This window comes from Vibrio fortis, assembly GCF_024347475.1.
Classification (GTDB): domain Bacteria; phylum Pseudomonadota; class Gammaproteobacteria; order Enterobacterales; family Vibrionaceae; genus Vibrio; species Vibrio fortis.
The window spans coordinates 932,401-955,334 of record NZ_AP025488.1 but is presented as its reverse complement, the minus strand read 5'-3'; the positions used below and the strand labels follow the sequence as shown (position 1 = coordinate 955,334).

Here is a 22,934-nt window from a genome sequence, read left to right as displayed (position 1 = left end):
AAGGTCGCAGCACTCTGTGCGTACTGCGTTTGTAGTCCCGTGCAGATATTAACGTCAATCTTTCAGCCTAAGTATAATCATTGCACCCTTTTGATCGGTGTCGTTGTATAAAATTGGGCTAACCTGAATTTCAAGAAAGTGTATTTGATTGGGTTCACTGAGTTTTCGAATGTTTAGCTGGCCACTGAATTCACTGTAAGTTTCTAAGGCGCGGTATAACCAATTGGCAACACTGGGGGCGTCATCATCTACGCTAGCAAACAAGAGTTCGAAATCTTGCTTGTAGAGCTCTTTCGAATCTATGTTCAACCATTCGGCGGCGGCAGGATTGCAATAGTCGACTTTACCTTGTGCATCCACCGTGAAAATAAAATCACTGATCGAATACAGAAGTAGCTGACTAAACTGATGTTGCTGATAAAGGTTGTTGTATATCTCGCTGAACTTTTCACTGAGCACTCCTATCTCACCATGTTGAGAGTAAGAATAAGGCCTAAGATCCTCCGCTAGTTGAGACCCATTAACCTGATTAAGCCACGCAACTAAGCCCTTTATTGGTCGTGTAATAGTGGCTCTTAATAACATCAGCAGAAAGAATGTCAGCAAGGCGAGTAACAATATTTGAGGTATTAGCCAACGCCATAGGCTCGACATTTGGAATGGTTCGCGCTCAAGTTGTATTTCAACGAGCACTGGCAAGGTCAGTTCTTCGGAGAGAAAAAGGCTATACGTGCCTTTAATTATATCGTCATGAAAGATGATCTCTGACTTTTCTACACGCCAAGCATCACGATACACAATCGTCGTGATTGCATCCGGTTGACTCATGTTCACTAAATTGAAAGACTCACCAATACCTCGGCTAATTTGATCCATCATTCGTTGATCAATCTCTCGGAACACAGTGATACGCCCATTACTTGGTAAACTGCCCGAATTGTCGCTTACCTCATGAGAAACAAAAGCCAGTATTCTTCCTTTTAGAAAAATACTGCCCCTCTGTACCTTCTTGCCTTGTAGCAACGTGCCATCATCAAACTCACTCCAGAGTTGAGAATCTGTAATGAAATCGTATGTGCTTATTCTATAAAGTGCTTTTCCAAATTGGTCATGTACGATTAAACCATTAAGGTCTGCCACCTTGAGTGAGTCCATGTCCAGCGAACTCTTCACAAACGCGATATTGGGATTCTCTATGAAGTTATACGCCTCATCCCAATAGGCATAATCTTTGGTTAAGTGTTCGATATCATCTATTTGACCGCCTAACAGGTTTAGCGCAACGCTCATCGATTTCTCAACACGCTTCTCCTCAGTATCTTTCTTCTCTTGCAGACCCGCATAGAGTGATAGGCTAGTCATGACAGCGAAAATCAAAGCCATCGCAAAGACAAAAATCAATACCAAACGTCTTTCAATAGAGTGATGCCACTTCATGCGACTTTCAATTGTCAAAGGATGCCTCGAATATAAATAGTTTGATATACGGTTAATTGGCAGTATAAATTTAAACTCAACTGTATTCCATACCATATATATAAAACATCGATATCTAAGTACTTTCTTTTTACAAAACACGCCCTATACAAACAAAAAAGGCCTCATAAAAATGAGGCCTCTTAACGATTTACTGAGATTCAATCTAGAACTGAGCGTGAGGTCCGAATACTTCGTAGTGAACACGAGAGCGATCAATATTCAGAGCATCTAACTGTTCAACAATATTCTTCATGAAACCAACCGGACCACAGATGTAGAAGTCGCTATCTTCAAATCCAGCTGTTTCACTCACTTGTGATAGGTTCATCTGGCCTTCCAATACACTGTCACAATCAGTTGCAGACTTGTTCATGTACCACGTTTTCGCTGACCAGCCTTTGTCTGCAACAATGTCAGAAACACGCTGAGTAAACGAGTGCTGCTCTACTTTTTCACATGCGTGTAGATACAAAACCGGCTCATTTTTTTGCTGTCTGCTTAGATATTCCAGCATCGATTGCATTGGAGTAACACCCACACCTGCTGAGATCAACGTTACCGGTTTTTGACGCTCTTGATAGAAGAAATCACCCGCTGGCGCATACAGCTTCACTTCATCACCCACCTCTACAGAGTTATGTAGGTGATTTGAAACAAGACCTGAGAACTGGCCGCCCTCACCTTCACGCTTAACCGAAATACGGTAAGTCTCACCGTTCGGTGTATCTGAAAGCGAATATTGGCGAATTTCATTATTCGACGCGCCATCAGGTTTGACTTCAATACCGATGTATTGACCCGGAACGTAATCCAACACAGGGCCATTATCTTTTGGCTTGAATACAAAACTCTTAACCAGATCGGATTCAACATTCTTTTGCTCTACAACGAAGGTTCTTGCTGCTTCCCAGCCACCAACGGCCAGTTTGCGTTGTAGGTAAAGCTCACCTTCGCGATCAATGAAGATTTGAGCAAGGAAAAGGTATGCGGCAGTCCACGCCTCTTCAACTTCTGGAGTGAACGCTTCTGTTGCCAGTTCACGTAATGTTTCAATTAGGTGGTGACCAACAATTTGATAATGCTCTGGCTGGATATTAAAGCTTGTGTGTTTTTGAGCAATGCGCTCTACCGCACCTTGCAGCGCCGCTAAGTTTTCAATGTTCTTCGCGTAAGCGGCAATCGCCTCAAACAACGCTACACCTTGGCGTCCAGTCTGTTGATGAGTCATATTGAAAATATCTTTCAACTCTGGGTTGTGAGAAAACATACGTTGATAAAAGTGTGTTGTTAACGCCGGGCCTGCACTCTCAAGTAGTGGGATCGTAGACTTGATGATATCGATATGTACATTGTTAAGCATGGATTTACTCCGAACACTGAGCCTCATGACATGTGTGTCACTTTGACTACCTTTAGAAAATAAGAATGACTTTACGATTTTTTGATATCTAAGTTATTTTGACTTGTTTTTATCTCAAAAAATCACGAAAACCAATTAATAACTCATGATTGATTGAGATCAAAAATGCATCAATAAATCATTGGTATAATTGGATTTCGATATCTCTTTAGCACATTCAGTGCCAACTTATTCAACGCCCGCCATCATTAGCTTTTGTGCAGATTCTCACTTTATAAAAATGTCAAAAAGACCTTTTATTTGTGTCATTAAGACTCTATCATGTATTTAAACACACACAGTTAGAGTGAATTATGCAAGATATCTCCGCATCAACCCTCATGGAAATGACCATCGGCCTCGCCAGTGGTGTTAACGATCAAGACCGCTTTAATCGCCTTATTGATGCAATTCGAAAGACGATTACCTGTGACTGTGTGGCGCTGTTAAGTCTCCAAGGTGACACGCTGGTACCAATCGCAATGCAAGGCCTTAGTCGCGACACTTTCGGTCGCCGCTTTATCATTTCAGAGCACCCTCGTTTTGATGCTATCTGTGCCTCAAAGACACCTGTTCGTTTCGACTCTCACAGCACTCTGCCCGATCCATTTGATGGTTTGCTGATCGATCACGATGGCGATCTTCCTATGCACGCTTGTATGGGGCTACCACTCCTCTTCGGTGACAAACTACTTGGTGTGCTCACGTTAGATAGCCTCACACCCGATGTTTTTGCCAACATTCCTGCTCGTAACTTAGAAGTACTTGCAGCTATCGCGGCCTCAACTATGCAAATGGCCCTCACTTTCTCTCAATTGGAAAGCCAAGCGAAACAGTCAAAGCAGCTGTTAGAAGAACTTAACGAAGAGGCGTGGGAACGTGAAGGCGGCGAGTTGATCGGTAAAAGCGATACTATGATGGCGCTCAAAAACGACATCGCTGTCGTTGCTCCTTCTGAGTTCAATATTCTCATTCATGGTGAAACTGGCGTTGGTAAAGAGCTGGTTGCACGAACACTGCATCATCAATCGGCGCGCAAACGTAAGCCTTTGGTATACGTTAACTGCGCAGCTATACCTGAAAATTTAGTCGAAAGTGAACTGTTCGGCCACGTACGCGGTGCATTTACTGGTGCAGATAAAAACCGTTCCGGTAAATTTGCTTTAGCCGATGGCGGCACACTGTTTTTGGATGAGATTGGCGAACTGCCTCTAGCAGCGCAGAGTAAACTATTACGTGCATTACAAAACAATGAGATTCAGCCTGTTGGTCAAGACAACATTCAAACTATAGATGTGCGTGTGTTAGCAGCGACAAACCGTGATTTAAAACAAGAAGTTGAAGATGGTAACTTTAGAGCCGACTTGTACCATCGACTGAGTGTTTACCCTATCGCTGTGCCTGCGCTTCGTGAGCGTGGAGATGACACGAGCTTGCTAGCTGGCTTCTTCTTAGAACAAGCTCGACGCAAGCTTGGCATTAATCAAATCAAATTCCGCTCTGATGTGTTGGTGTTCCTGAACCGTTATAACTGGCCAGGTAACGTGCGTGAGCTTGAACACGTAATCAGTCGCTCAGCCCTCAAAGCACTTGCGAGAAGCACCAATAAACGCTTGGTGACAATAACCAAAGAAGACTGTGGACCATTAGATCAAGAACTCGCACTGCATTCGCCAGCTTCAAATACGCAAGGTCAAGGTACAATGGCTGCGCCTGAGATTGATCTATCGGAAGGTTTGCGCGGTGCCACTGAGGATTTCCAAAGAACCATCATTACTGATGTTCTGGAACAAGCGAACTTCAACTGGGCTCAAGCAGGCAGAACATTAAAAACCGACAGAGCTAACCTAACTCGTCTTGCTAAGCGATTAGGCCTTAATGTCGCTAAGTCGCACAGTATTGAAAGGACGAAATAGAGTTTCACAATTGTTACGAGCATCTTTCTAGACTTGTGTATATAATGCTGCGAATTCTAATCCTAATTGTGAAAATATAGAGATAATTATGAAGTTTATCCGTTGGTTTCTAGGTCGCATCATTCTGCTCCTTAACTTTGTATTTACGCCACGTGGTGTTAAACGCTCAGCCGAAGATCAATCTAAAGTTGATGAACAAGCAAAGAGCTACGCTCTGTATCAATTCGAAGCTTGTCCGTTCTGCGTAAAAGTACGTCGAGCGATGAAGCGTCAATCTGTAAAAATTGAATTACGTGATGCGAAAAACAACGATCAACACCGCGCTGAGCTTGAAGCTGGTGGTGGTCGTATAAAAGTACCATGTCTTCGTATTGAGAAAGATGGCAAAACAGAATGGATGTACGAGTCTTCAGACATCGTTGCGTACCTTGAAAAGAACTTCGCTTAGCACTTTCACCAATTGCTAAGAACTAATCAAGTCACTGTTGTTCTTGAAAGCCAGAATCAAAAATCCCTCATCATTGAGGGATTTTTTATGTCTGTTAAGTGCAGTGTTAATGTCGTGCTATTTAGCCACGATCAACATCAATTCCACACGACGGTTACACGCTTTTCCTTGAGAAGAGTTGTTGGTACAAGCTGGGACATATTCACCAAAACCACGCGTATAAATAGACTGACTCGATACGTAATTACGCTCCAGTCTTGCTTTCACTTCTTTCGCTCGCTGTTCTGACAGAGGGTCATTAACCATATCGTTACCCGTGTTGTCAGTATGCCCCTCAATCACGATATCGATATCAGAACGTTGCGAAAGGTAGCTGCCTAAAGTATCCAACCAGTGATCATTAACGGGAGCCGGAATGGCAGAGCCTGTTTTAAAGTTCACATGATGGTTCAATTTCACCATTACGTGATTACCTGGCAGCACTTGATAGTCGATACGATTTTGTCTGAGAAAAACTTCAAGCGGGTCATCGGTAGAAATCCCTACACCATAATTAGTGGTAATCGTTTTCTGCGAAGAGTTCTGTGTTTGACGGTAATTGGTCACAACGCGCGTCTCTTGCACAACACCCCACTCTGGGTACATCACGTCGTAATCTGTTTGTGGTGCGGTCTCCAACATGTTACCGCCCAGCATTGCCATTGAGTCGGTTGATTCACACCCTACCAATGCCAAACTGCAAATTAGTGCTAAATACTTCATTAATCCATCCACCACTTAAACGTATTGCTTCTACCAAACACTATATCGGCGGCCTAGCGATAACTTTAGCTCAAACTTTCGATACTTTTGAATAAGCCTTAATCAAACTAGCTAGAACATGTTCAGTCGCGACTGTACTGCGCAAACAGAGTAAAAAGTGTTTCAGATCACACTTAACAACGAATTGACCACTCGCTACTCAACACATCGACCTGTTTGCATTTAATTACTTTATAATTGTTTTCCTATTCCCACTAAATCGTTAGAATTCACCGACTTTTTAACGCTAGAGTAAATTATATGTTCAAGCCATTTACCCAATTATTTGTTGCTCTTCTCGCTGCAGTAGCCCTTGCAGGTTGTAGTGAAAGCAATGAGCCGCAAGCCGGCGTTCAATACGAAGCACTTCCTGTTGCGCTAACCGAATACGACCTATCTCCAGTGACAGAAATCTTTTCACTTAACTGCGGCCACTGTCGCACTATGGAAAGCGCAATTCCTGAGATCGAATCACTGACTAACCAAAAGATTGGTAAGGTTCACGTTACCTTTAATGAGAGCGCTCAAATCAGTGCAATGATCTTTTACACTGCCGTAATGCAGCTTAACGACACGCCAGATCACGCCTTCATGGAAGACCTATTCGCTGCTGTACAGATGGGTGGTGACGCAACACCAGAAGCTCGCCAAGAAGCTCTAGAAACGGCGTTTACTTCTCGCGGTTTAGTCAGCCCATACCAATTAGATAAAGAGCAGCAAGTGGCACTGTTTGAATACGTACAGAAAGCCGAAGAAATCTCTGTAAAAGGCCAAATCAACTCAGTACCAACCTTCATCGTTAACGGTAAATACCAAGTGTTAACGGCTGGTCACCAAGATCTAGAAGGTATCGGCAAAACCATCAACTTCCTTTTGACTCAGCCTTAATAGTTGAGTTTTAACAACAGAATGTATTTATATAAGTAGGTTTCATTATGTCTAAATTTGTCATTCCAATTATCGTATTCATCATGGCTGGTTTCATGATCTACCGTACTTGGACTAATCACAAAGCGGGTTCTGAAAACTTCGAACAAGGCCAACAGTTCCTAATTGAAAATGGCAAAAAAGCGGGCGTTGTAACCACAGAGAGCGGCCTGCAGTATCTAGTACTTGAAGAAGGTACAGGTACAGAGCACCCAACGAAGAACAGCCAAGTAACCGTTCATTACCACGGTACTTTGATTGACGGTACTGTATTCGATAGTTCAGTAGAGCGCGGCGAGCCGATCACATTTGCACTTAAGCAAGTGATCAAAGGCTGGCAAGAAGGTTTAACGTACATGGTTGAGGGCCAAAAAGTTCGCCTTTTTATTCCTAGCACCCTAGGTTACGGCAAGGGTGGCACAGGTCCAATCCCACCTTCAGCAACACTGATCTTCGACGTTGAGTTGCTTTCAATCAAGTAATCGAAAAACGAATAGAGACAGCCCTGCCCATATTTGGTAGGGCTTTTTTACACCCGTTAATCATCAATTTGTAACGCCTCCGGCTGCCAACTTTCTTGCACTTTACGACGACACAATGTGCGTCCTAAAGCAAAACTAGACGACTGGTCTAATTTTATTTATAGTAACCTCATGAATCAGAAAACAAACGACACACGCCTGCACATTTTAAATGTCGGTTACGAGCTTATTGTCAACCAAGGCTTTACCGCCGTGGGGCTTTCCCAACTGCTTAAAGCTGCTGATGTTCCCAAAGGCTCTTTTTATCATTACTTCAAGTCCAAAGAAGCGTTTGGTGAAGCCTTAATTGAGCACTACTTTGATCACTACTTAACACGAGTTGACTCTATTTTAGTGCACGGACAAGGTAACCATGCAGAGCGATTATTGGACTATCTCTCTCGTTGGCGTGATACGCAAAGTGGTGTTTGTAACGCACATAAATGCCTAGTCGTAAAACTTTCGGCAGAAGTATCTGACCTTTCTGACTCAATGCGTCAAGCTTTACAAAAAGGCGCTGATTGCGTGGTTCAACAAATGGCAACTTGTATAGAGAATGGTGTTAAAGAAGGCTCTATCACTTCACTAGACCACCAGCAAGCTGCAAAAAATCTGTACTCACTCTGGTTAGGCGCTAGCCTTTTGAGCAAGTTAAGCCAAAGTACAGATACTCTCGATAGCGCTTTTGACGAAACAAAACGTCTCATCGCGCTAGCGTAACCACTCGAATGACGACAACATAACCGCTACTTTTCCCGCCTCGCTATTACAGGCGGGATTTTTAGAAACAAACACTAGACGACTGGTCTAATACAAACAGCGATCATTAAGGATATCCAATGACTGATAACAACAGAAGAATCGTACTCGCCTCTCGCCCTGTCGGCGCACCTGCACAAGATAACTTTCGACTAGAAAACGCCACGGTGCCAAGCATTCAAGATGGTGAGGTTTTACTGCGTTCTATCTACCTATCACTTGACCCTTATATGCGCGGTCGAATGAACGACGCAAAATCCTATGCAGAACCAGTCGCGATTGACGACGTAATGGTCGGCGCAACAGTCTGCCAAGTAGAACAATCGCAGCATGTTGACTATCAAGTGGGTGAATGGGTATTGGCGTATACCGGTTGGCAAGATTACGGTGTCTCTAACGGTGAAGGCTTAGTAAAACTTGGGATGGCGCCTAGCCACCCATCATTTGCACTTGGCATTATGGGTATGCCAGGCTTCACGGCTTACATGGGCTTGCTCGATATCGGTCAACCAAAAGAAGGCGACACTCTTGTAGTTGCAGCAGCGACAGGACCGGTAGGCGCGACTGTGGGTCAAATTGGTAAACTTAAAGGCTGCCGTGTTATTGGCGTCGCTGGCGGAGAGGAAAAATGTCGTCATGCTAAAGAGGTTCTTGGTTTTGATGAATGTATCGATCACAAAGCAGAAGACTTTGCTGAACAGCTAGCAGCTGCGTGCGACAAAGGCATTGATGTCTACTTCGAGAATGTGGGTGGAAAAGTCTTCGATGCTGTGATGCCACTGCTCAACACAGGCGCACGTGTACCTGTTTGTGGCCTTATTTCGCAATACAACTCGACATCACTACCAGACGGCCCTGACCGCATGTCGGCGCTGATGGGAATGCTGTTAGTTAAACGTATTAAGATGCAAGGATTCATTATCTTTGACGACTACGCACATCGTTACAACGAGTTTGCCACGCAAATGACAGAGTGGCTCGCGCAAGGCAAGATCCAGTACAAAGAACAAGTAGTGGAAGGATTAGAAAACGCACCCCAAGCCTTCATGGGGCTACTACAAGGTGAGAACTTCGGAAAACTCGTCATTAAAATGAACCAAGCAAAATAGGCAAAAGTATGATCACTCTACATCACTTAAACAAATCACGTTCTAAGCGAATCATCTGGCTACTGGAAGAGCTAGGCGTTGAATATCAAATTAAGCCCTACTTGCGTGATTCAGTTTCATTCCTTGCACCGCCAGAGCTGAAATCTATTCACCCACTCGGCAAATCACCAGTTATCGAAGATCAAGGTATGATCATCACTGAGTCGGGCGCGATTACTGATTACCTAATTGAAACATACGGTAATGGGCGTTTCGCACCACAAAGAGGAACCAAAGAGCACCTAGAGTATAATCAGTGGCTCCACTTTGCTGAAAGCTCAGGCATTCTGCCACTGCTACTTAAGATCTTTGTTGCAAAAGACGGTTGTGAAACTAACTTCTTAGCGCAATATGCTGAAGACGAAAACAGCAAGATCATGGCTTACTTAGAGCAATCGCTTGAAGGAAAAAGCTACCTTGTGGGAGAGACACTCACCGGTGCAGACTTCATGATGTCTTTTATCGTAGAAGCGATGGATAACTTTGGTGCATCACACGCCTACCCTAACCTTGTCGCTTACACTGAGCGCCTTAAGTCTCATTCAAGCTTCCAAAAAGCGGATGAGATTGAGCAAAAACACAGCTAATTAGCCACTATAATGAAGCCAAAGTACGTTTTAACGGTGCTTTGGCTTCTCATTTGTTCCTATTTCGTCAACAATACCGAGCTCTAACGATCGACAAAGAGTTCACCCATGCCACAGCGTCTTGAGCAATTCACGCCTCTGACTTCAGATTCAGCTGCACGTTACACACTACCAGCTCGTTTTACGTTTCCGTACTACTACACGCCGCACGAAACGTGTGAATTGGCAATGCGCGATTTACAAGCTCGCCTTCAGAAAGCCGATGTTAACAAAGGCTCATTTGGTCAACTCTATGCTGTATTATTAACTCAAGATCCATCTACTGGTGAAGTTGGTTATCTAGCCGCGCATTCCGGTTTAACTCTTGATGACACTCTCGTAGAACCGCTCTCTTCAATTCATTTCGTACCTTCAGCTTTTGATCACGCGAAGTTCACTCAAGAGTGCAGTCACTTAATCGAAAAATTAACAGGGCAAGCAAAACAGATCGCGTCTTTTGAACAGCATCATAATCTTGCTGAATTACACACAAAGCTAGAGTCATCTAAAGAGGTCGCTGCAAACGACATTGCCAATTTCCAAAAGCAAATCGCAGACAACAAAGCCGAACGCGACGCTCTTCGTACTGCCTATGAGTCTTCTATTCAGCAAGCCTCCGATGCTTTGATGGACAGCGCCCAAGGTAGTGACCTTCTCAAGCAGTTAGGCGCGGCGAGTAGCCAAGAAAAGCGTGATCTCAAGGCGCTTAGAATTCAATGGAAACAAACGATCGCTGAACTGCAGTCAAATATAGCCACGATCAACGCCACATTACACGATAAACGCCAACAACATGCAGAACTAACAGCGCAACTCGAAGAGCAGCGCTTGTCACGTTATCAGTTTCTCAACGGAAACAAGCAGACAAAGTCGTTGTTGGAACTATTGAATGGTAAACAAGCTTTGACAGGCTCAGGCGATTGTTGCTTACCAAAGCTTCTAAACTTTGCGTTTAAACATAACTTAAAACCCCTTGCTCTTGCGGAGTTTTGGTGGGGTCGCCCTCCCCGTCAGGAAGTTCGTCAACATGGCAACTTATACCCAGTTTGTCAAAGTCGAAGCTTTGAAATACTTGAATATCAGCTCGAAGGTATTGAGCTGGAAGATAACCCTTTGATCGTGAATCCAGCCGTTGGTAAGCAGTTTGATATTGTTTATGAAGACAACGAAATTGTTGTGGTGAATAAACCCGCTGAATTTCTGTCTGTTCCTGGCAAATTCATTGAGGACTCTGTCTACTCTCGAATCAAGGCACGTTACCCCGACGCAACGGGGCCACTTATCATCCATCGTCTAGATATGTCGACTTCAGGGTTGCTTATTCTTGCTCTTACAGCAGAGTCCAACCGTCATATCCAAAAACAATTCATCGAGCGAACCGTCGAGAAGCGCTACACCGCCCTGCTTGAAGGTGAGATCGTTGGAGAAAGTGGTGATATCAGCCTCCCTTTACGTGGTGACATCACCGATCGCCCAAGGCAGCTTGTTTGTCATCAACACGGGAAAAAAGCAGAAACGCATTGGCAGGTTGTACGTCGAAGCGAAGGCAAAACCAAGGTTCACCTTTACCCAAGAACTGGACGCACTCATCAGCTACGTGTTCATTGTGCACACCCAGATGGATTAGGAACTCCGATTGCAGGTGACGACCTGTACGGCTATAAACGAGACCGCCTCCACCTGCATGCCGGCTACTTAAAACTGGTACATCCAACGACTAAAGAATGGATCGAATTCGAAGTACCAAGTGAGTTTTAGTAGGCGAAACTTATGATGTTGAAACTGATCCTGTTGAAACTACCCCTGTTGAAGCAAAGCTGTTATCGGATAAGCCACATAACTAGATAGCGATAGAGTCACCATGGCAGGTATACCCGCCTGCCATGTATCAAAGCGCATGTGAAAGAATATTGCACCGATTGAAACTACAGCCAGTAACAATGCCCCCAAGTGCAAAGAAAACATAGGCATCCAACCAGCCAGTCCTACTAATAGCGACATAGCCCCAACAAACTCTACAACTCCGACCAAAAACATGATTTGTCTGTTCAAGCCATAGCTTTTAAAAAATGCCAACTGGGTATCAAACACCTTTTTGTGCCACCCTAACGTCTTAACAGAACTCGCCAACATAAAAAATACGATTAATACAATACTCGCTACACTCATGACATTACCCATCCTAGTTACCGCTCTTTTCTAAATCATTACGGACATTAAAGCATTCTGAATTAGTCAGTTAAATGCTAAGATCGGGATGGCTTCAATTCCAAAATGGAATATTAGAATGGATAAGATCGATTGTATAAAAGTGTTTGTCGCCACAGCCCGACTCAACAGCTTTACTTTAGCAGCGGAAGAACTCGACACCACGCAGAGTGCTGTGAGCAAAAAGGTTGCTTGGCTAGAGAACAGCTTAAAGCTCACCCTATTTCAACGTAATAGCCGAAAGATCGCATTAACCCCAGTTGGAAGAGACTATCAACAATACTGTTTGCGACTGTTGGATGAAATGAGTAGCTTCGAAGCTCAGTTGACTCGGGAAGCTCAATCCGTTGAAGGGGAAATCAAGATTTCATCGCCTTCGGCTTTTTCAAACCAAATCCTAACTCACGCGCTCAAAGTGTTTATGGATCAACACCCTAAGATCCGTATTAATCTGAGTGTGAATGATGGTTTTGTTAATCTCAACGATCACACGATTGATCTTGCAATCCGAGCTTCGCAACTTAGTGACTCAAACCTTAAAGCTAAGCTGCTGTTTGAAAACCACGTTCGCTATTACGCTTCATCCAACTACATAGAGCGCTATGGTTTACCTCAGCAGCCTGCAGATTTGGTCAATCACCAGTGCCTTACGTACTCTCTAATGAAACCATCTGACGATTGGAGATTCAAAGACTCTGCTGGAACCGAAACGAAAGTGCGCGTGAATGAAGTCTTCTCAACTGACAGCCCTGAAACGCTACTTAACATGAGCAAGCTCGGGATGGGTATCTGTGCTTTACCGAGTTGGATGGGAAAAGAATGGGTGCAGCGGGGTGAACTTCGAGAGGTTTTAGAGCTATGGAGCCATCAGAAGCTACCTATGTATTTGCTTTATCACCCTAGTGACTACCTTCCTGTTCGCTTGCGAACCTTGATCAATTTCCTTTCCGATTACTTCGAAGAATACGCTATAGATAAATAGTCTGTGTAATGGTAAATACAATAGAAAACGGGCGTTTTGCACTCTATCTTTGGAATACAAAACACCCGTTTATCATTTAAGATCTGCTAATAGCATTAACTAGCAAGCTTGCAGAATAGTGCGTTGCAACATTTGAGATTGCGAGACACCAAATCTTAGAACAAGTTAGCAAAGAACAGCTTAATATGGTCTAGGATTCGCTTGAAGAAACTGCCTTCTTGTACCGACTCCAGAGCAACCAATGGCTGAGTTTTAATATCTTCACCATCAACGGTGTAATGAACTACACCTAAGGTTTGACCTTTCTCGATTGGCGCTTTCAAGTCGGAAGTGAGTTCAACCGATGCTGATAATTTCTTACCGTCGGCTTTTGGTAGCGTGATATACGCGTCTTGATCCACCCCTAGTTTTAGTGTGTCTTGCGTACCAAACCACAGCTTCTCTTCTGAGATCAAGTCGCCGCTTTGATGTGGATTCAGCGTATCGAAGAATCTAAAACCGTAACTCAATAGCTGTTTACTATCCGACTCTCGACCTTTGATGCTGCTCGACCCCATAACCACCGCAATCAGACGCATCTCGCCCTGTGTTGCCGAACTCGCCAAGCTATAGCCTGCGCCTGACGTGTAACCGGTCTTCATTCCATCGACATTTAAGCTTCTATCACGCAACAACCCATTGCGGTTGTGTTGAGTGATGCCGTTGTAGCTGAACGAGCGTTCACTGTATAAACCATATACATCAGGTAAGTCGCGAATAATTGCACGGCCTAGCAGTGCGATATCATAGGGTGTTGAGTATAGCTCTTCGGCATCAAGCCCATGAGCATTGGCGAAATGAGTGTTATTGAGTTGAAGTGAGCTGGCCCAAGAATTCATTAGGTCGACAAAGGCACCTTCAGAGCCCGCAACGTGCTCAGCAATAGCAACACTGGCATCATTCCCTGATTGAATGATCAAGCCGCGGTAAAGGTCCATCATATCGACATTAGTGTTGACTTCGATGAACATCTTAGAAGAATCTGGGAAGTTCTTTGCCCAAGCATTTTCGCTGATTCGTACTTTATCATCTGCAGAGATGTTGCCTCGCTTCATCTCTTGACCAGCCACATAACTGGTCATCAGCTTGGTTAAACTCGCAGGGTTCAATTTTGTATGCGCATTGTTTTCAACCAAGACTTCCCCTGAATTGAAATCCATTAAGACATAACCTTTCGCGCCTAGGCTAGGTGGAGAAGGAACAATCGTTGGTGCTGCTGTTACAGCATTACTCGCAGCCAATAAACCAAAAAGGGAAAGTGAATATTTAGCGAACAATTTCATTAGATCAAACCTGAGTTAACGTTTTGTTCAGTATAGCTAAATACGGAGAAAAGACGCCGAAACTTTACTTTGCTTTACTCAATTGAACCTTTAGTTACAAATTTCAATTAATAGCTCAAATTACGTTCAAAAATTGGGTCAATACTATTGACCAAGCTGATGGTTTTAACGATTAGGTATATCTCTAAATAACTTATCAATAATGCCCGATATACGCTGGTCCAGCTCCGAATGAGTTAACCCGCTTTGAATACCTGACTGTGCCAAAGTTTGCCATTGTATAACTGTGCTATTTGGCAACAAAAATACAATGTATAGCGACCCTTTTTCCGCTTTTTTGCCCTTGTCGTTATAAAAAGGAACGCCAGTCGATAGATTCAATCGATTCAAAATTGCTTGGTCGCTCAATTCAGACTCTTCCGCTAAACCAAAGCCAATAACAACGTCACCCTGAGCACCAACATTTGCTTGTCGATAACCTTTTTGTACTAAATGATCTGCTATTGCTGAGCGAACGATGTCTGTGACTTCTGTCTTGTCGTAGTTTTTTGAAAGATACACTTGTTCTGAACTTGGGTGCCATGAATACGTCTGGACACCGTTCTCCATAAACGTAAAGTCTCCACTGGTTACCACACCGAAATCGTGCCTTGATGGTACAGGTTCAGTGGTACATCCTGCTGAACCTACAGCTAGGATAGCCCCCACCAAAAAGCCGCTTAGATTTTTATTTTTCATCTGTGGTTTCCTTTTCGATATATGTTCTACAATTAGATTCAACGCCAACACATTCAGTAATTATATTATCCAAAAACCTTTTAAACGTTTGCGTAATCGCTAACCTTCACTTTCGCTCATTTTGGGGCTTTTATCACAAAAAAAGGCTTGCTATAGTCAGCACCAGTTAAACAAAACCAGACCATTCGAGGCACGGAGCTTCCTCAATAATCTCATGAAGAGAAGGATTGGTACCGACACTGTATCGGCAAAACTAAGAGGGTCCAACAATGGAATTTAATATGGTTGAAATTTTAGGTTACGCAGCATCTATCATGGTTGCAATTTCATTAACTATGAAAGACATCGTTCGCTTACGTGTTCTTAACTTTATTGGTTGTGCTCTCTTCACTGCTTACGGTGTAATGATTGACGCTTGGCCAGTAGTCGCGACCAATGGCTTCATCGCAATCGTAAACATTTATTTCCTTGCTAAAATGCAAAAGGAAAAAAAAACGGAAGCGTTAAAAGCTGCTAAAGCTTAGCACCAGAATCTGATAAGAAGCCCGAACAATTCGCATTGTTCGGGCTTTTTCATATAGCGCGTTTAGAACGAGATAAGCACCTTTATAACCCTGTGGTGATCTGGTACTGAAACAACACTAGGCCATTTTCAAACCTTCTGATTTGTTAATTGAGTAGCACTGAGTATTGTTTCTACCTGCTTCCTTGGCTTGGTAAAGTGCGGCATCCGCTTTCTCAATGATCTTTTCTATCCCTTGTTCTATTGGCGCATGGTAACAACCTGCGCTGATTGTGATCTCCCGACATAAGCCTTGAACCTTTGCGACATCTATCCGTATCGCCTCTGCTAATGCCATGAGTTGTGCTTCATCACAATCGAAGGTTACGACAATAAATTCCTCTCCCCCATAACGCGCAATCAAGCGATTCTCTGTCTCAAACCCTTTCAGTTTAAGCGCAACAGCTTGAATCACTTTATCTCCTTGTACATGACCAAAATCATCGTTAACACGTTTGAAATGGTCGATATCAAGAAGAATGGCCCCAAGGTTTGAAATACACTCCTGATCCTTTTGTACTCTCGCTTTAAATTGCTCCATAAAGCTTCTTCGGCTATTGATTCCCGTTAGATAATCAAGGCTCGCCAGTTCTAACATTCTATGGTGTCGATTCTTGAGATAAAGAACCAGCACCAAGATGATCGCAATCAGACTGGCGAAGAGCGTTAATAAGCTAACAAACAACAAGCTGTGGTTTTTCTTCAGCTCTTGCTCAGAAATTCCAGCGACGATGACCCAGTTCAAATACGGATAAAACTTGTAAAAGATATTTTTGGTTGCAACACCAAATTCATTCTCTAGGTCGAATTTGACATGCCCTTCTCGATTGTTAAGTACTTGCTGGATAAAACTCTGAGATGTCGACTCGACCACAGATTCAAACGCTCGATCATCAAATCGATTTTGAAGAATACGCTGTCCATCGAGACCAACAATATAGATGTAACCGCTCTCGCCATAAGCATACTTACTTAGCTTTTCCTTTAATTGCACCTGATCGACCAAAAACATCAATTCATCTTTATAGGTCGTTGCCACCAAGGTATTGCCACTTGGTAGTTTTCTCGAGTATGCGATTTTGGCTCTGAGTCCCTTCTCATGTGGGTTGGCATGATAATACTGTGAAACACCTTCTGTGAGCCTTAATTGCTCTTGAATGTGCGCCACATGTGACCTGTCCTGACCTTGCAAAAATGGATGATATAAATGAACGCCGTCAGGAGAAATCAAATAAAGGTAACCGGACTGTCCAACTTTAAGAGCATTGGCAAGCTCCGCGAGCTCCTCGGCTTCCGGCAGTTGATTGTGACTCTCAATATAGGAGTGGGCAGTATCAATAACTCCTTTTAGATAGGTCTTAATCGCCTCGTTTACCGTTGTGTCTACGATGTCATAGCTCGCGTTTACAATGGTATTAAAGAAAACTTGATTTGATTCCAGTAACGCTTCTTTTGTGCGATTAAATTGGATGGCTGACAATACCAAAGACACAGTGGCGAGTATTATCGAGAAATTAAGAATATATTTACGTCTAACTTTTAAAGCTACCCCATGTTCCCTCACTTAGATAGTGTCGTTTTCTACAAGGTTATAAGCAGCCAGTTTTATATCATAAACGGTAGGGGGTATGTATTGAGGGAGTGACTTTCAAACGTTTGATTTCTTGATATGTGACCAAGACCAAAAACGCCACACTGATAATATCAGCATGGCGAATTTAACTTACTTAACTATCTGTTTCACAACTACTATTTCTCAATATTGAGAATGTGCAGTCATGATTTTACCGGCAAACAACAGTCCAGCTACCATCGCTACCTGGCTCTGAGCTTGTCCACCAGTTAGCTTGGTAAATGATTCCGTTATGAACCACTTGATCACCCGTGTTTGCGTGACTTGGGTTTCCGGCCCAGTCTTTCTGAGGCAGATCTGGATACACAGTTAAGCCTGCAGTATCACAAGTACCAGGGTTAGTGCCACCGTCCCCAGGGTTACCGCCGCCTGAACTGATATCACCTAGAGGTAGATCGGGTTGCTCAAAGCTAAACGCATAATCAACACCACCTACGTTTACGGAGTAGTTTGCAGGGCCTGAAATCGGCAAGTAATACACCATATCCAGCTCATACACAGCACCAGCAGGTAGTTCTTTCCATGCTGGTAATGTGAAGGCTACGCGGTGCATAGTACCGTCTAATCCACCGATATTATCCGCACGAGTATGACCCGAAGCAATCACAGTCAAACCACCACCAGATTGATCTTTCGCGTTATCTGGTGCAGATACTGGAATATCAAACTGGAACTCTGTACCGCCAGGCAGTGCTTTGCCTGTGTTGTTGGTAAAGGTGATCTTAGGATTAATTGGGTAGTTTTGGTCACCGACTTTGAAGCCACCGACCGATACTGCGATGTCTAATGCTTCAGTAGGAATTGCGCCAGTCGCGACTTTGTTTCCATATGGCGTTGCCGACTTAAACTTATCGTAGATAGCTTTAGTCATTGTGTTACCCATGTGGAATTCACCATTACCGCTGTTACACGCTTGCTCTGTAGTATCAACCGTTGTGCGGTTGCCACTTGCATCAAGTACATAACAGTTGTAGTCGCCAGCCAGTTCCCAGAACATGATGCCGCCGATTTCCTTATCGATAACGTAGTCCGCTTTCACGCTAATAGACTCTTTATCTTCCGTAGAAAGGAACACGCCTTTTTCAGCATTCCATAGCCAAGGTGCAACCGCCACGCTGTCGTAGTTACGCGTGTAAGTGCCTCTTAGAACATCCGTTGGATCGTTTACAGGATCAAGCTTGTAAGCATCCGCATAAGAACCCCAAATGCCTTTCTCTAGGTTCTTCGCATGCCACATTGGGTTCGAACCTGCGCCCATTTCGTTTCCTTTAGGGTCGGTATCGTGCCACATGTTATCGATACCAATCGCGCCGTGACCACAGTTGTTCTTCTCACCTTCACCTGTACCAGCGGCACATTCAGATTGATTAGGCAGTGCAGCGCGGCCCCAAAGACCATTTTCACCACCTGTTACACCCTGCCAACCACGCGTGTAGTAAGGCACGCCGATGTTAATGCGACCTGCTGGCATTGAACCGCGGAAGTAATGGTAAGCCCAATCCGTGTTCAGGTAGCCAATACCACCATAAGCCGCTGTATCGTATACGTTCCACTGTGCTAGCTCTGAATCTTTACCTGTATCAAACAATGCAGCGTTATGACCAACGTGGTCGTTCCAAGCACCGTGAAGGTCGTAAGACATGATGTTCACGTAATCAAGGTATTGAGTGACATCGAACGTTTCCATACCGCGTAGTAGGTAGCCAGAAGAAGGGGCCGCGATAGTTAACATGTAGTGATTGCCATCTTCAGCAGAGGCCACATCAAGCTTCTCACGCAATACTTTCATCAATACTTGGTATGAAGCCCATAGATACTGACGACGAGGTTCCATGAACTCTTTATCGTATGGGTTACCTGCACCAGCCATTGATGTTGGGTACTCATAATCAATATCTAGGCCATCGAATTGGTACTTACGCAGCATTTCAACCGCTGACGTTGCGAAGGTTTCGATGCCTTGATGGTTGATTGAGCCATCAGCATTGGTCGTCATGGTATAGAAACCACCATCAGCAACACGACTACCATCGGTTGCGAAGTGACCGCCCGTTTCAGCCCAACCACCAATTGAGATTAGCGTTTTAACACCGTGTTTTTTCTTCGCGGTTGCGAGCGCACCAAAGTGACCTTTAAAGCCTAATGTAGGGTCAACCTCTACTCCCGGCCACTCTTTACCGACAGCAGCATTATTAGGATCATTTACATCACCAACGTTCACTTTGCCATCTGAACCAATGCTCACGAACGCGTAGTTAATATGTGTAAGCTGTTCCCATGGAATATCGTTAACTAAGTAAGCCGCTTGTGGGTCATCTCCTGCGCGCCAGCTAGTGAAGTAACCAATCACACGACGAGGGTGATCCGCGCCCATTTTCTCACGGCCTTCATCATCGTAAATGGTACAGTAAGGAACATTGACACCTTGTGTTTGATACAAACCATCAGGACGACAAGTACTCACCGTTGGCGCACCATTAACCTTCAAAGAAATTAATGCTGAATCAGCCGTTGCGCCTTGGTCATCGGTCGCTTTAGCGTAAACAGACAAAGTACCCGCTTGAGTGGTTGTGTAATCAAGCGTGTACGGGCTTGTTGCCGCTGTTCCGACTAGAGAACCAGCCACGTAAAAATCGACTTTATCAACCGTGCCATCACTGTCTGCTGCAGTAGCAGTGAGTGTGACCACACCACCGACATCAACAGAAGCCGCTGAAAGTGCAACTGACACCGTTGGCACTTCATTGCCTGGTTGCAATGAATCAACAGAAATGGTTACCGCGCTCGCTACACTAGACGCACCTTCATTATCCGTTGCAACAACAGAAACCTGATGGTTGCCCGACGTTGCAGCCCAAGCCGCTTCAAATGGTGCCGCTGTTACTACTGCAACCGAAGTGCCATCGACAAAGAACTCTACTGAAGCAACACTGCCATCAGTATCGAGTGCCGTTGCACTTAACACGACATTGTCACCTTCAACGATAACATCTGACGCGGTAGGTGCTGTTAACGAAGCAGTTGGCGCTTCATTTGGCGTACCACCACCGCCATCGCTACACACATCAATCTTTTTCCATTGTGCATAATCACCTTCAAATTGGCTCGGGTTGTTGTTTTGATTCCAGTAATTCGCTGAGTACGCGCTGCCGTCATGTGAAACCTGATCACCACCGGTGTACACCGTGGCAGAATCCCACGCTTCTAACGTTGAACAATCAACAGCTGCGTAGCTGTTGAACGCCATTAAGCATGACGCGGTGAGAGTACTGAGTGTAAAAACCTTCTTGGCCACTCTTCCTTGGTTTAGGTGCATGTTAGCTGTCCCTTAAGTTATTGTTTCAAGATGCTTAATTTAAGTGTCATATTTCTCACCACTTAAATCTCTTCGCAAAACAACTGTAGGTAACAAAGCCAGTTTCGCACCCATAATATTCATTATTTATAAAATGACTCGCAATTATTTGCTTACACTTTGCAATCACTCGACACTTATTTTGCACCGACAACTAATATTAAATTTATTTCGGAAAGCTAAAAAATAATCGCTTTTCACGACTCAAGACCCCAGCAAGAACATGGAGATGATGCGCATAAAGTAACCCAAAAGGACAGATTTATAGGAGGAATGGATTTCTTTTTGGAATTCGCCGACTTTCTGATGATAGATATGTTAGTATCTGCGACTTTTTTTGACGAACCTCACATTTTCAAAGGGAGATGTGCAGGAAATACACAGGCTTCACGGCCAAATATAGCGAAGATATAATGTCTAACTTGACGCAAGTCGCCAACGAAAACATCAACGCAGAATCTACTTCTATTACTTTCACTAAAGCCCAATCTTTGGGCGAAAAGCTAGAGCTTGGAAATCCAGTGTTCTGGCTAAGCGGCAGTTTTTTAACTCTCTTTGTCGTTCTCGCTTCTACCAACACTTCAGCCTTGTCTGAACTAGTCAACATCGGTTTTAGCTACTCAACCCAGTGGTTTGGCGCTTATTGGCAAGTGCTATTGCTGCTCAATTTTATTCTCGGTTTAGTATTAGCACTGGGCCGCACAGGCCAAGTTCGTTTAGGAACGCTTGCCCTGCCAGAAATGTCGACCTTCAAATGGATGTCGATTGTTCTTTGTACCCTACTAGCAGGTGGTGGCGTGTTCTGGGCTGCTGCAGAACCTATCGCTCACTTCGTATCTGCACCGCCTTTGTATGGTGAAGCGGATCCACAAGCAATGGCGTTCAACGCGCTTTCTCAGTCTTTCATGCACTGGGGTTTTCTTGCTTGGGCAATCTTGGGCGGTTTATCTTCTATTGTATTAATGCACCTGCATTACGATAAAGGACTTCCCCTAAAACCCCGCACTCTGCTTTATCCAGTTCTCGGTGACAAGGCAATTAATGGGTGGATTGGCAACGTAGTTGATGCATGCAGTATTGTTGCTGTGGCTGCGGGTACAATTGGTCCTATTGGCTTTCTTGGGCTTCAAATTAGCTACGCACTGAGCGAACTCTTTGGTATCGCCGACAACTTTGCAACTCAAAGCGTCGTTATCCTATTTGCCATCGCAATGTACACCCTATCTGCACTAAGTGGCGTCAACAAAGGCATCCAACTGGTTAGCCGTTACAACATTATCTTGTCTGTGTGCCTAATCGGCTACATTCTTGTTGTTGGTCCAACAAGCTTTATCGTTGATGGCTACTTGCAAGGTATGGGTGAAATGATTGACAACTTCATCCCGATGGCGCTTTACCGCCAAGATACAGTGTGGTTAGGTGGCTGGACAGTATTCTTCTGGGGCTGGTTCTTAGGCTATGGCCCGATGATGGCAATCTTTATTGCTCGTATCTCACGTGGCCGTACTATTCGCCAAATGATCGTATCTATCAGCATCGTTGCTCCACTGGTAACCTGTTTCTGGTTTAGTATCGTTGGTGGTAGTGGTTTAGCTTTTGAGTTAGAAAACCCAGGTGTGATTTCTAGTGCGTTTGAGGGCTTCAACCTACCTGCGGTATTGCTAGCAATTACTGCGCAGCTGCCATTCCCGACTCTGATTGCGATTCTGTTCCTTATCCTGACCACCACGTTCATCGTAACAACTGGTGACTCAATGACCTACACTATCAGTGTGGTTATGACGGGCACCACAGAGCCAAACGCAGCGGTACGCACCTTCTGGGGTATCATCATGGGTGCTGTCGCCATTGCGCTGATCTCAATGGGCTCTGGCGGTATTTCTGCGCTACAGTCGTTCATTGTGATTACTGCTGTTCCTGTGTCATTCATCTTACTACCGTGTTTATGGCACGCGCCTAAGATCGCAACACAGATGGCAAAAGAGCAAGGTATCGCTTAATACTTCATCCGATTTAGTTTCGGGTAACGTTTGAAACGAAAAAGCCACTCAAGTGATTCACCTGAGTGGCTTTGTTTTGCCTGTTCCATTGTTTCAGCGTCAGAAACTCG

19 protein-coding genes are annotated in these 22,934 nt (G+C 44.2%); 11 read left to right on the top strand and 8 right to left on the bottom strand.

All coding sequences use genetic code 11. From position 1 onward, the window contains the following. Positions 1 to 54 precede the first annotated feature (54 nt). Together OCV50_RS18775 and hmpA are read right to left on the bottom strand one after the other, a co-directional pair. The gene (locus OCV50_RS18775) at positions 55 to 1,437 is read right to left on the bottom strand and encodes a CHASE4 domain-containing protein (RefSeq protein WP_261904236.1); all 1,383 of its coding nucleotides are present in this window, start codon (positions 1,435 to 1,437) and stop codon (positions 55 to 57) included. A gap of 205 nt (positions 1,438 to 1,642) precedes the next feature. Continuing rightward, positions 1,643 to 2,839, bottom strand: a complete 1,197-nt coding sequence (hmpA, locus tag OCV50_RS18770; protein ID WP_261904235.1) for an NO-inducible flavohemoprotein — start codon at positions 2,837 to 2,839, stop codon at positions 1,643 to 1,645. Between the two features lie 353 nt (positions 2,840 to 3,192). Here hmpA and norR point away from each other — a divergent pair, with 353 nt between their 5' ends. Together norR and OCV50_RS18760 are read left to right on the top strand one after the other, a co-directional pair. Beyond that, positions 3,193 to 4,794 (top strand): nitric oxide reductase transcriptional regulator NorR, encoded by a 1,602-nt coding sequence (norR, locus tag OCV50_RS18765; RefSeq protein ID WP_261904234.1) that lies wholly within the window; start codon positions 3,193 to 3,195, stop codon positions 4,792 to 4,794. A gap of 88 nt (positions 4,795 to 4,882) precedes the next feature. Next, on the top strand, positions 4,883 to 5,242 hold the full coding sequence (locus OCV50_RS18760; protein WP_261904233.1) for a glutaredoxin family protein: 360 nt from the start codon (positions 4,883 to 4,885) through the stop codon (positions 5,240 to 5,242). Positions 5,243 to 5,359: 117 nt separating this feature from the next. Here the strand turns inward: OCV50_RS18760 and OCV50_RS18755 are convergent, their stop codons facing one another. Then, positions 5,360 to 6,004 carry an OmpA family protein gene (locus tag OCV50_RS18755; protein ID WP_261904232.1) on the bottom strand — a complete coding sequence of 215 codons (645 nt, stop codon included), beginning with the start codon at positions 6,002 to 6,004 and terminating at the stop codon, positions 5,360 to 5,362. A gap of 300 nt (positions 6,005 to 6,304) precedes the next feature. Here OCV50_RS18755 and OCV50_RS18750 point away from each other — a divergent pair, with 300 nt between their 5' ends. The 6 genes from OCV50_RS18750 (at position 6,305) to OCV50_RS18725 (ending at position 11,782) form a co-directional block, all read left to right on the top strand. Beyond that, positions 6,305 to 6,931, top strand: a complete 627-nt coding sequence (locus tag OCV50_RS18750; protein WP_261904231.1) for a thiol:disulfide interchange protein DsbA/DsbL — start codon at positions 6,305 to 6,307, stop codon at positions 6,929 to 6,931. Between the two features lie 47 nt (positions 6,932 to 6,978). Beyond that, positions 6,979 to 7,452 carry an FKBP-type peptidyl-prolyl cis-trans isomerase gene (locus OCV50_RS18745; RefSeq protein WP_032552689.1) on the top strand — a complete coding sequence of 158 codons (474 nt, stop codon included), beginning with the start codon at positions 6,979 to 6,981 and terminating at the stop codon, positions 7,450 to 7,452. Positions 7,453 to 7,623: 171 nt separating this feature from the next. Next, the gene (locus OCV50_RS18740) at positions 7,624 to 8,211 is read left to right on the top strand and encodes a TetR/AcrR family transcriptional regulator (RefSeq protein ID WP_261904230.1); all 588 of its coding nucleotides are present in this window, start codon (positions 7,624 to 7,626) and stop codon (positions 8,209 to 8,211) included. Between the two features lie 119 nt (positions 8,212 to 8,330). Continuing rightward, positions 8,331 to 9,359 carry an NADP-dependent oxidoreductase gene (locus OCV50_RS18735; RefSeq protein ID WP_261904229.1) on the top strand — a complete coding sequence of 343 codons (1,029 nt, stop codon included), beginning with the start codon at positions 8,331 to 8,333 and terminating at the stop codon, positions 9,357 to 9,359. Positions 9,360 to 9,367: 8 nt separating this feature from the next. Further along, the gene (locus OCV50_RS18730; RefSeq protein ID WP_261904228.1) at positions 9,368 to 9,985 is read left to right on the top strand and encodes a glutathione S-transferase family protein; all 618 of its coding nucleotides are present in this window, start codon (positions 9,368 to 9,370) and stop codon (positions 9,983 to 9,985) included. A gap of 108 nt (positions 9,986 to 10,093) precedes the next feature. Continuing rightward, positions 10,094 to 11,782: an RluA family pseudouridine synthase gene (locus OCV50_RS18725; RefSeq protein ID WP_261904227.1), complete on the top strand. Its 1,689-nt coding sequence runs from the start codon at positions 10,094 to 10,096 to the stop codon at positions 11,780 to 11,782. Positions 11,783 to 11,821: 39 nt separating this feature from the next. Here OCV50_RS18725 and OCV50_RS18720 read toward each other — a convergent pair whose 3' ends face one another. Next, complete coding sequence (locus OCV50_RS18720) at positions 11,822 to 12,193, bottom strand: DoxX family protein (protein ID WP_239839846.1); 372 nt, start codon at positions 12,191 to 12,193, stop codon at positions 11,822 to 11,824. Positions 12,194 to 12,311: 118 nt separating this feature from the next. On the opposite strand from OCV50_RS18720, the gene OCV50_RS18715 reads away from it, so the two are divergent. Then, positions 12,312 to 13,214: a LysR family transcriptional regulator gene (locus OCV50_RS18715; RefSeq protein ID WP_261904226.1), complete on the top strand. Its 903-nt coding sequence runs from the start codon at positions 12,312 to 12,314 to the stop codon at positions 13,212 to 13,214. 155 nt (positions 13,215 to 13,369) lie between these two features. Here OCV50_RS18715 and OCV50_RS18710 read toward each other — a convergent pair whose 3' ends face one another. Beyond that, positions 13,370 to 14,536: a D-alanyl-D-alanine carboxypeptidase family protein gene (locus OCV50_RS18710; protein ID WP_239839844.1), complete on the bottom strand. Its 1,167-nt coding sequence runs from the start codon at positions 14,534 to 14,536 to the stop codon at positions 13,370 to 13,372. A gap of 165 nt (positions 14,537 to 14,701) precedes the next feature. Next, positions 14,702 to 15,274: a DUF4136 domain-containing protein gene (locus OCV50_RS18705; RefSeq protein ID WP_261904225.1), complete on the bottom strand. Its 573-nt coding sequence runs from the start codon at positions 15,272 to 15,274 to the stop codon at positions 14,702 to 14,704. 269 nt (positions 15,275 to 15,543) lie between these two features. Between OCV50_RS18705 and OCV50_RS18700 the strand changes: the two genes are divergently transcribed. After that, on the top strand, positions 15,544 to 15,798 hold the full coding sequence (locus OCV50_RS18700) for a YgjV family protein (protein WP_239839842.1): 255 nt from the start codon (positions 15,544 to 15,546) through the stop codon (positions 15,796 to 15,798). A gap of 117 nt (positions 15,799 to 15,915) precedes the next feature. Here OCV50_RS18700 and OCV50_RS18695 read toward each other — a convergent pair whose 3' ends face one another. Together OCV50_RS18695 and OCV50_RS18690 are read right to left on the bottom strand one after the other, a co-directional pair. Continuing rightward, entirely contained in the window at positions 15,916 to 17,400 is a 1,485-nt protein-coding gene (locus OCV50_RS18695) for a sensor domain-containing diguanylate cyclase (RefSeq protein WP_261904224.1), read from the bottom strand. A gap of 220 nt (positions 17,401 to 17,620) precedes the next feature. Next, positions 17,621 to 20,785, bottom strand: coding sequence for a chitinase C-terminal domain-containing protein (locus OCV50_RS18690; protein ID WP_261904223.1), 3,165 nt, complete (start codon positions 20,783 to 20,785; stop codon positions 17,621 to 17,623). 452 nt (positions 20,786 to 21,237) lie between these two features. Here OCV50_RS18690 and OCV50_RS18685 point away from each other — a divergent pair, with 452 nt between their 5' ends. Further along, positions 21,238 to 22,824: a BCCT family transporter gene (locus OCV50_RS18685; protein ID WP_261904222.1), complete on the top strand. Its 1,587-nt coding sequence runs from the start codon at positions 21,238 to 21,240 to the stop codon at positions 22,822 to 22,824. Positions 22,825 to 22,934 lie beyond the last annotated feature (110 nt).

Bases quoted from the DNA above. Each gene is read 5' to 3' on its own strand.
- OCV50_RS18740 (WP_261904230.1), top strand. From the start codon at position 7,624: ATGAATCAGAAAACAAACGACACACGCCTGCACATTTTAAATGTCGGT.
- OCV50_RS18685 (WP_261904222.1), top strand. From the start codon at position 21,238: ATGTCTAACTTGACGCAAGTCGCCAACGAAAACATCAACGCAGAATCT.
- OCV50_RS18760 (WP_261904233.1), top strand. From the start codon at position 4,883: ATGAAGTTTATCCGTTGGTTTCTAGGTCGCATCATTCTGCTCCTTAAC.
- OCV50_RS18750 (WP_261904231.1), top strand. From the start codon at position 6,305: ATGTTCAAGCCATTTACCCAATTATTTGTTGCTCTTCTCGCTGCAGTA.
- OCV50_RS18735 (WP_261904229.1), top strand. From the start codon at position 8,331: ATGACTGATAACAACAGAAGAATCGTACTCGCCTCTCGCCCTGTCGGC.
- OCV50_RS18710 (WP_239839844.1), bottom strand. From the start codon at position 14,536: ATGAAATTGTTCGCTAAATATTCACTTTCCCTTTTTGGTTTATTGGCT.
- OCV50_RS18775 (WP_261904236.1), bottom strand. From the start codon at position 1,437: ATGAAGTGGCATCACTCTATTGAAAGACGTTTGGTATTGATTTTTGTC.
- hmpA (WP_261904235.1), bottom strand. From the start codon at position 2,839: ATGCTTAACAATGTACATATCGATATCATCAAGTCTACGATCCCACTA.
- OCV50_RS18705 (WP_261904225.1), bottom strand. From the start codon at position 15,274: ATGAAAAATAAAAATCTAAGCGGCTTTTTGGTGGGGGCTATCCTAGCT.
- OCV50_RS18730 (WP_261904228.1), top strand. From the start codon at position 9,368: ATGATCACTCTACATCACTTAAACAAATCACGTTCTAAGCGAATCATC.
- OCV50_RS18725 (WP_261904227.1), top strand. From the start codon at position 10,094: ATGCCACAGCGTCTTGAGCAATTCACGCCTCTGACTTCAGATTCAGCT.
- OCV50_RS18755 (WP_261904232.1), bottom strand. From the start codon at position 6,004: ATGAAGTATTTAGCACTAATTTGCAGTTTGGCATTGGTAGGGTGTGAA.
- OCV50_RS18700 (WP_239839842.1), top strand. From the start codon at position 15,544: ATGGAATTTAATATGGTTGAAATTTTAGGTTACGCAGCATCTATCATG.
- norR (WP_261904234.1), top strand. From the start codon at position 3,193: ATGCAAGATATCTCCGCATCAACCCTCATGGAAATGACCATCGGCCTC.
- OCV50_RS18715 (WP_261904226.1), top strand. From the start codon at position 12,312: ATGGATAAGATCGATTGTATAAAAGTGTTTGTCGCCACAGCCCGACTC.
- OCV50_RS18690 (WP_261904223.1), bottom strand. From the start codon at position 20,785: ATGCACCTAAACCAAGGAAGAGTGGCCAAGAAGGTTTTTACACTCAGT.
- OCV50_RS18745 (WP_032552689.1), top strand. From the start codon at position 6,979: ATGTCTAAATTTGTCATTCCAATTATCGTATTCATCATGGCTGGTTTC.
- OCV50_RS18720 (WP_239839846.1), bottom strand. From the start codon at position 12,193: ATGAGTGTAGCGAGTATTGTATTAATCGTATTTTTTATGTTGGCGAGT.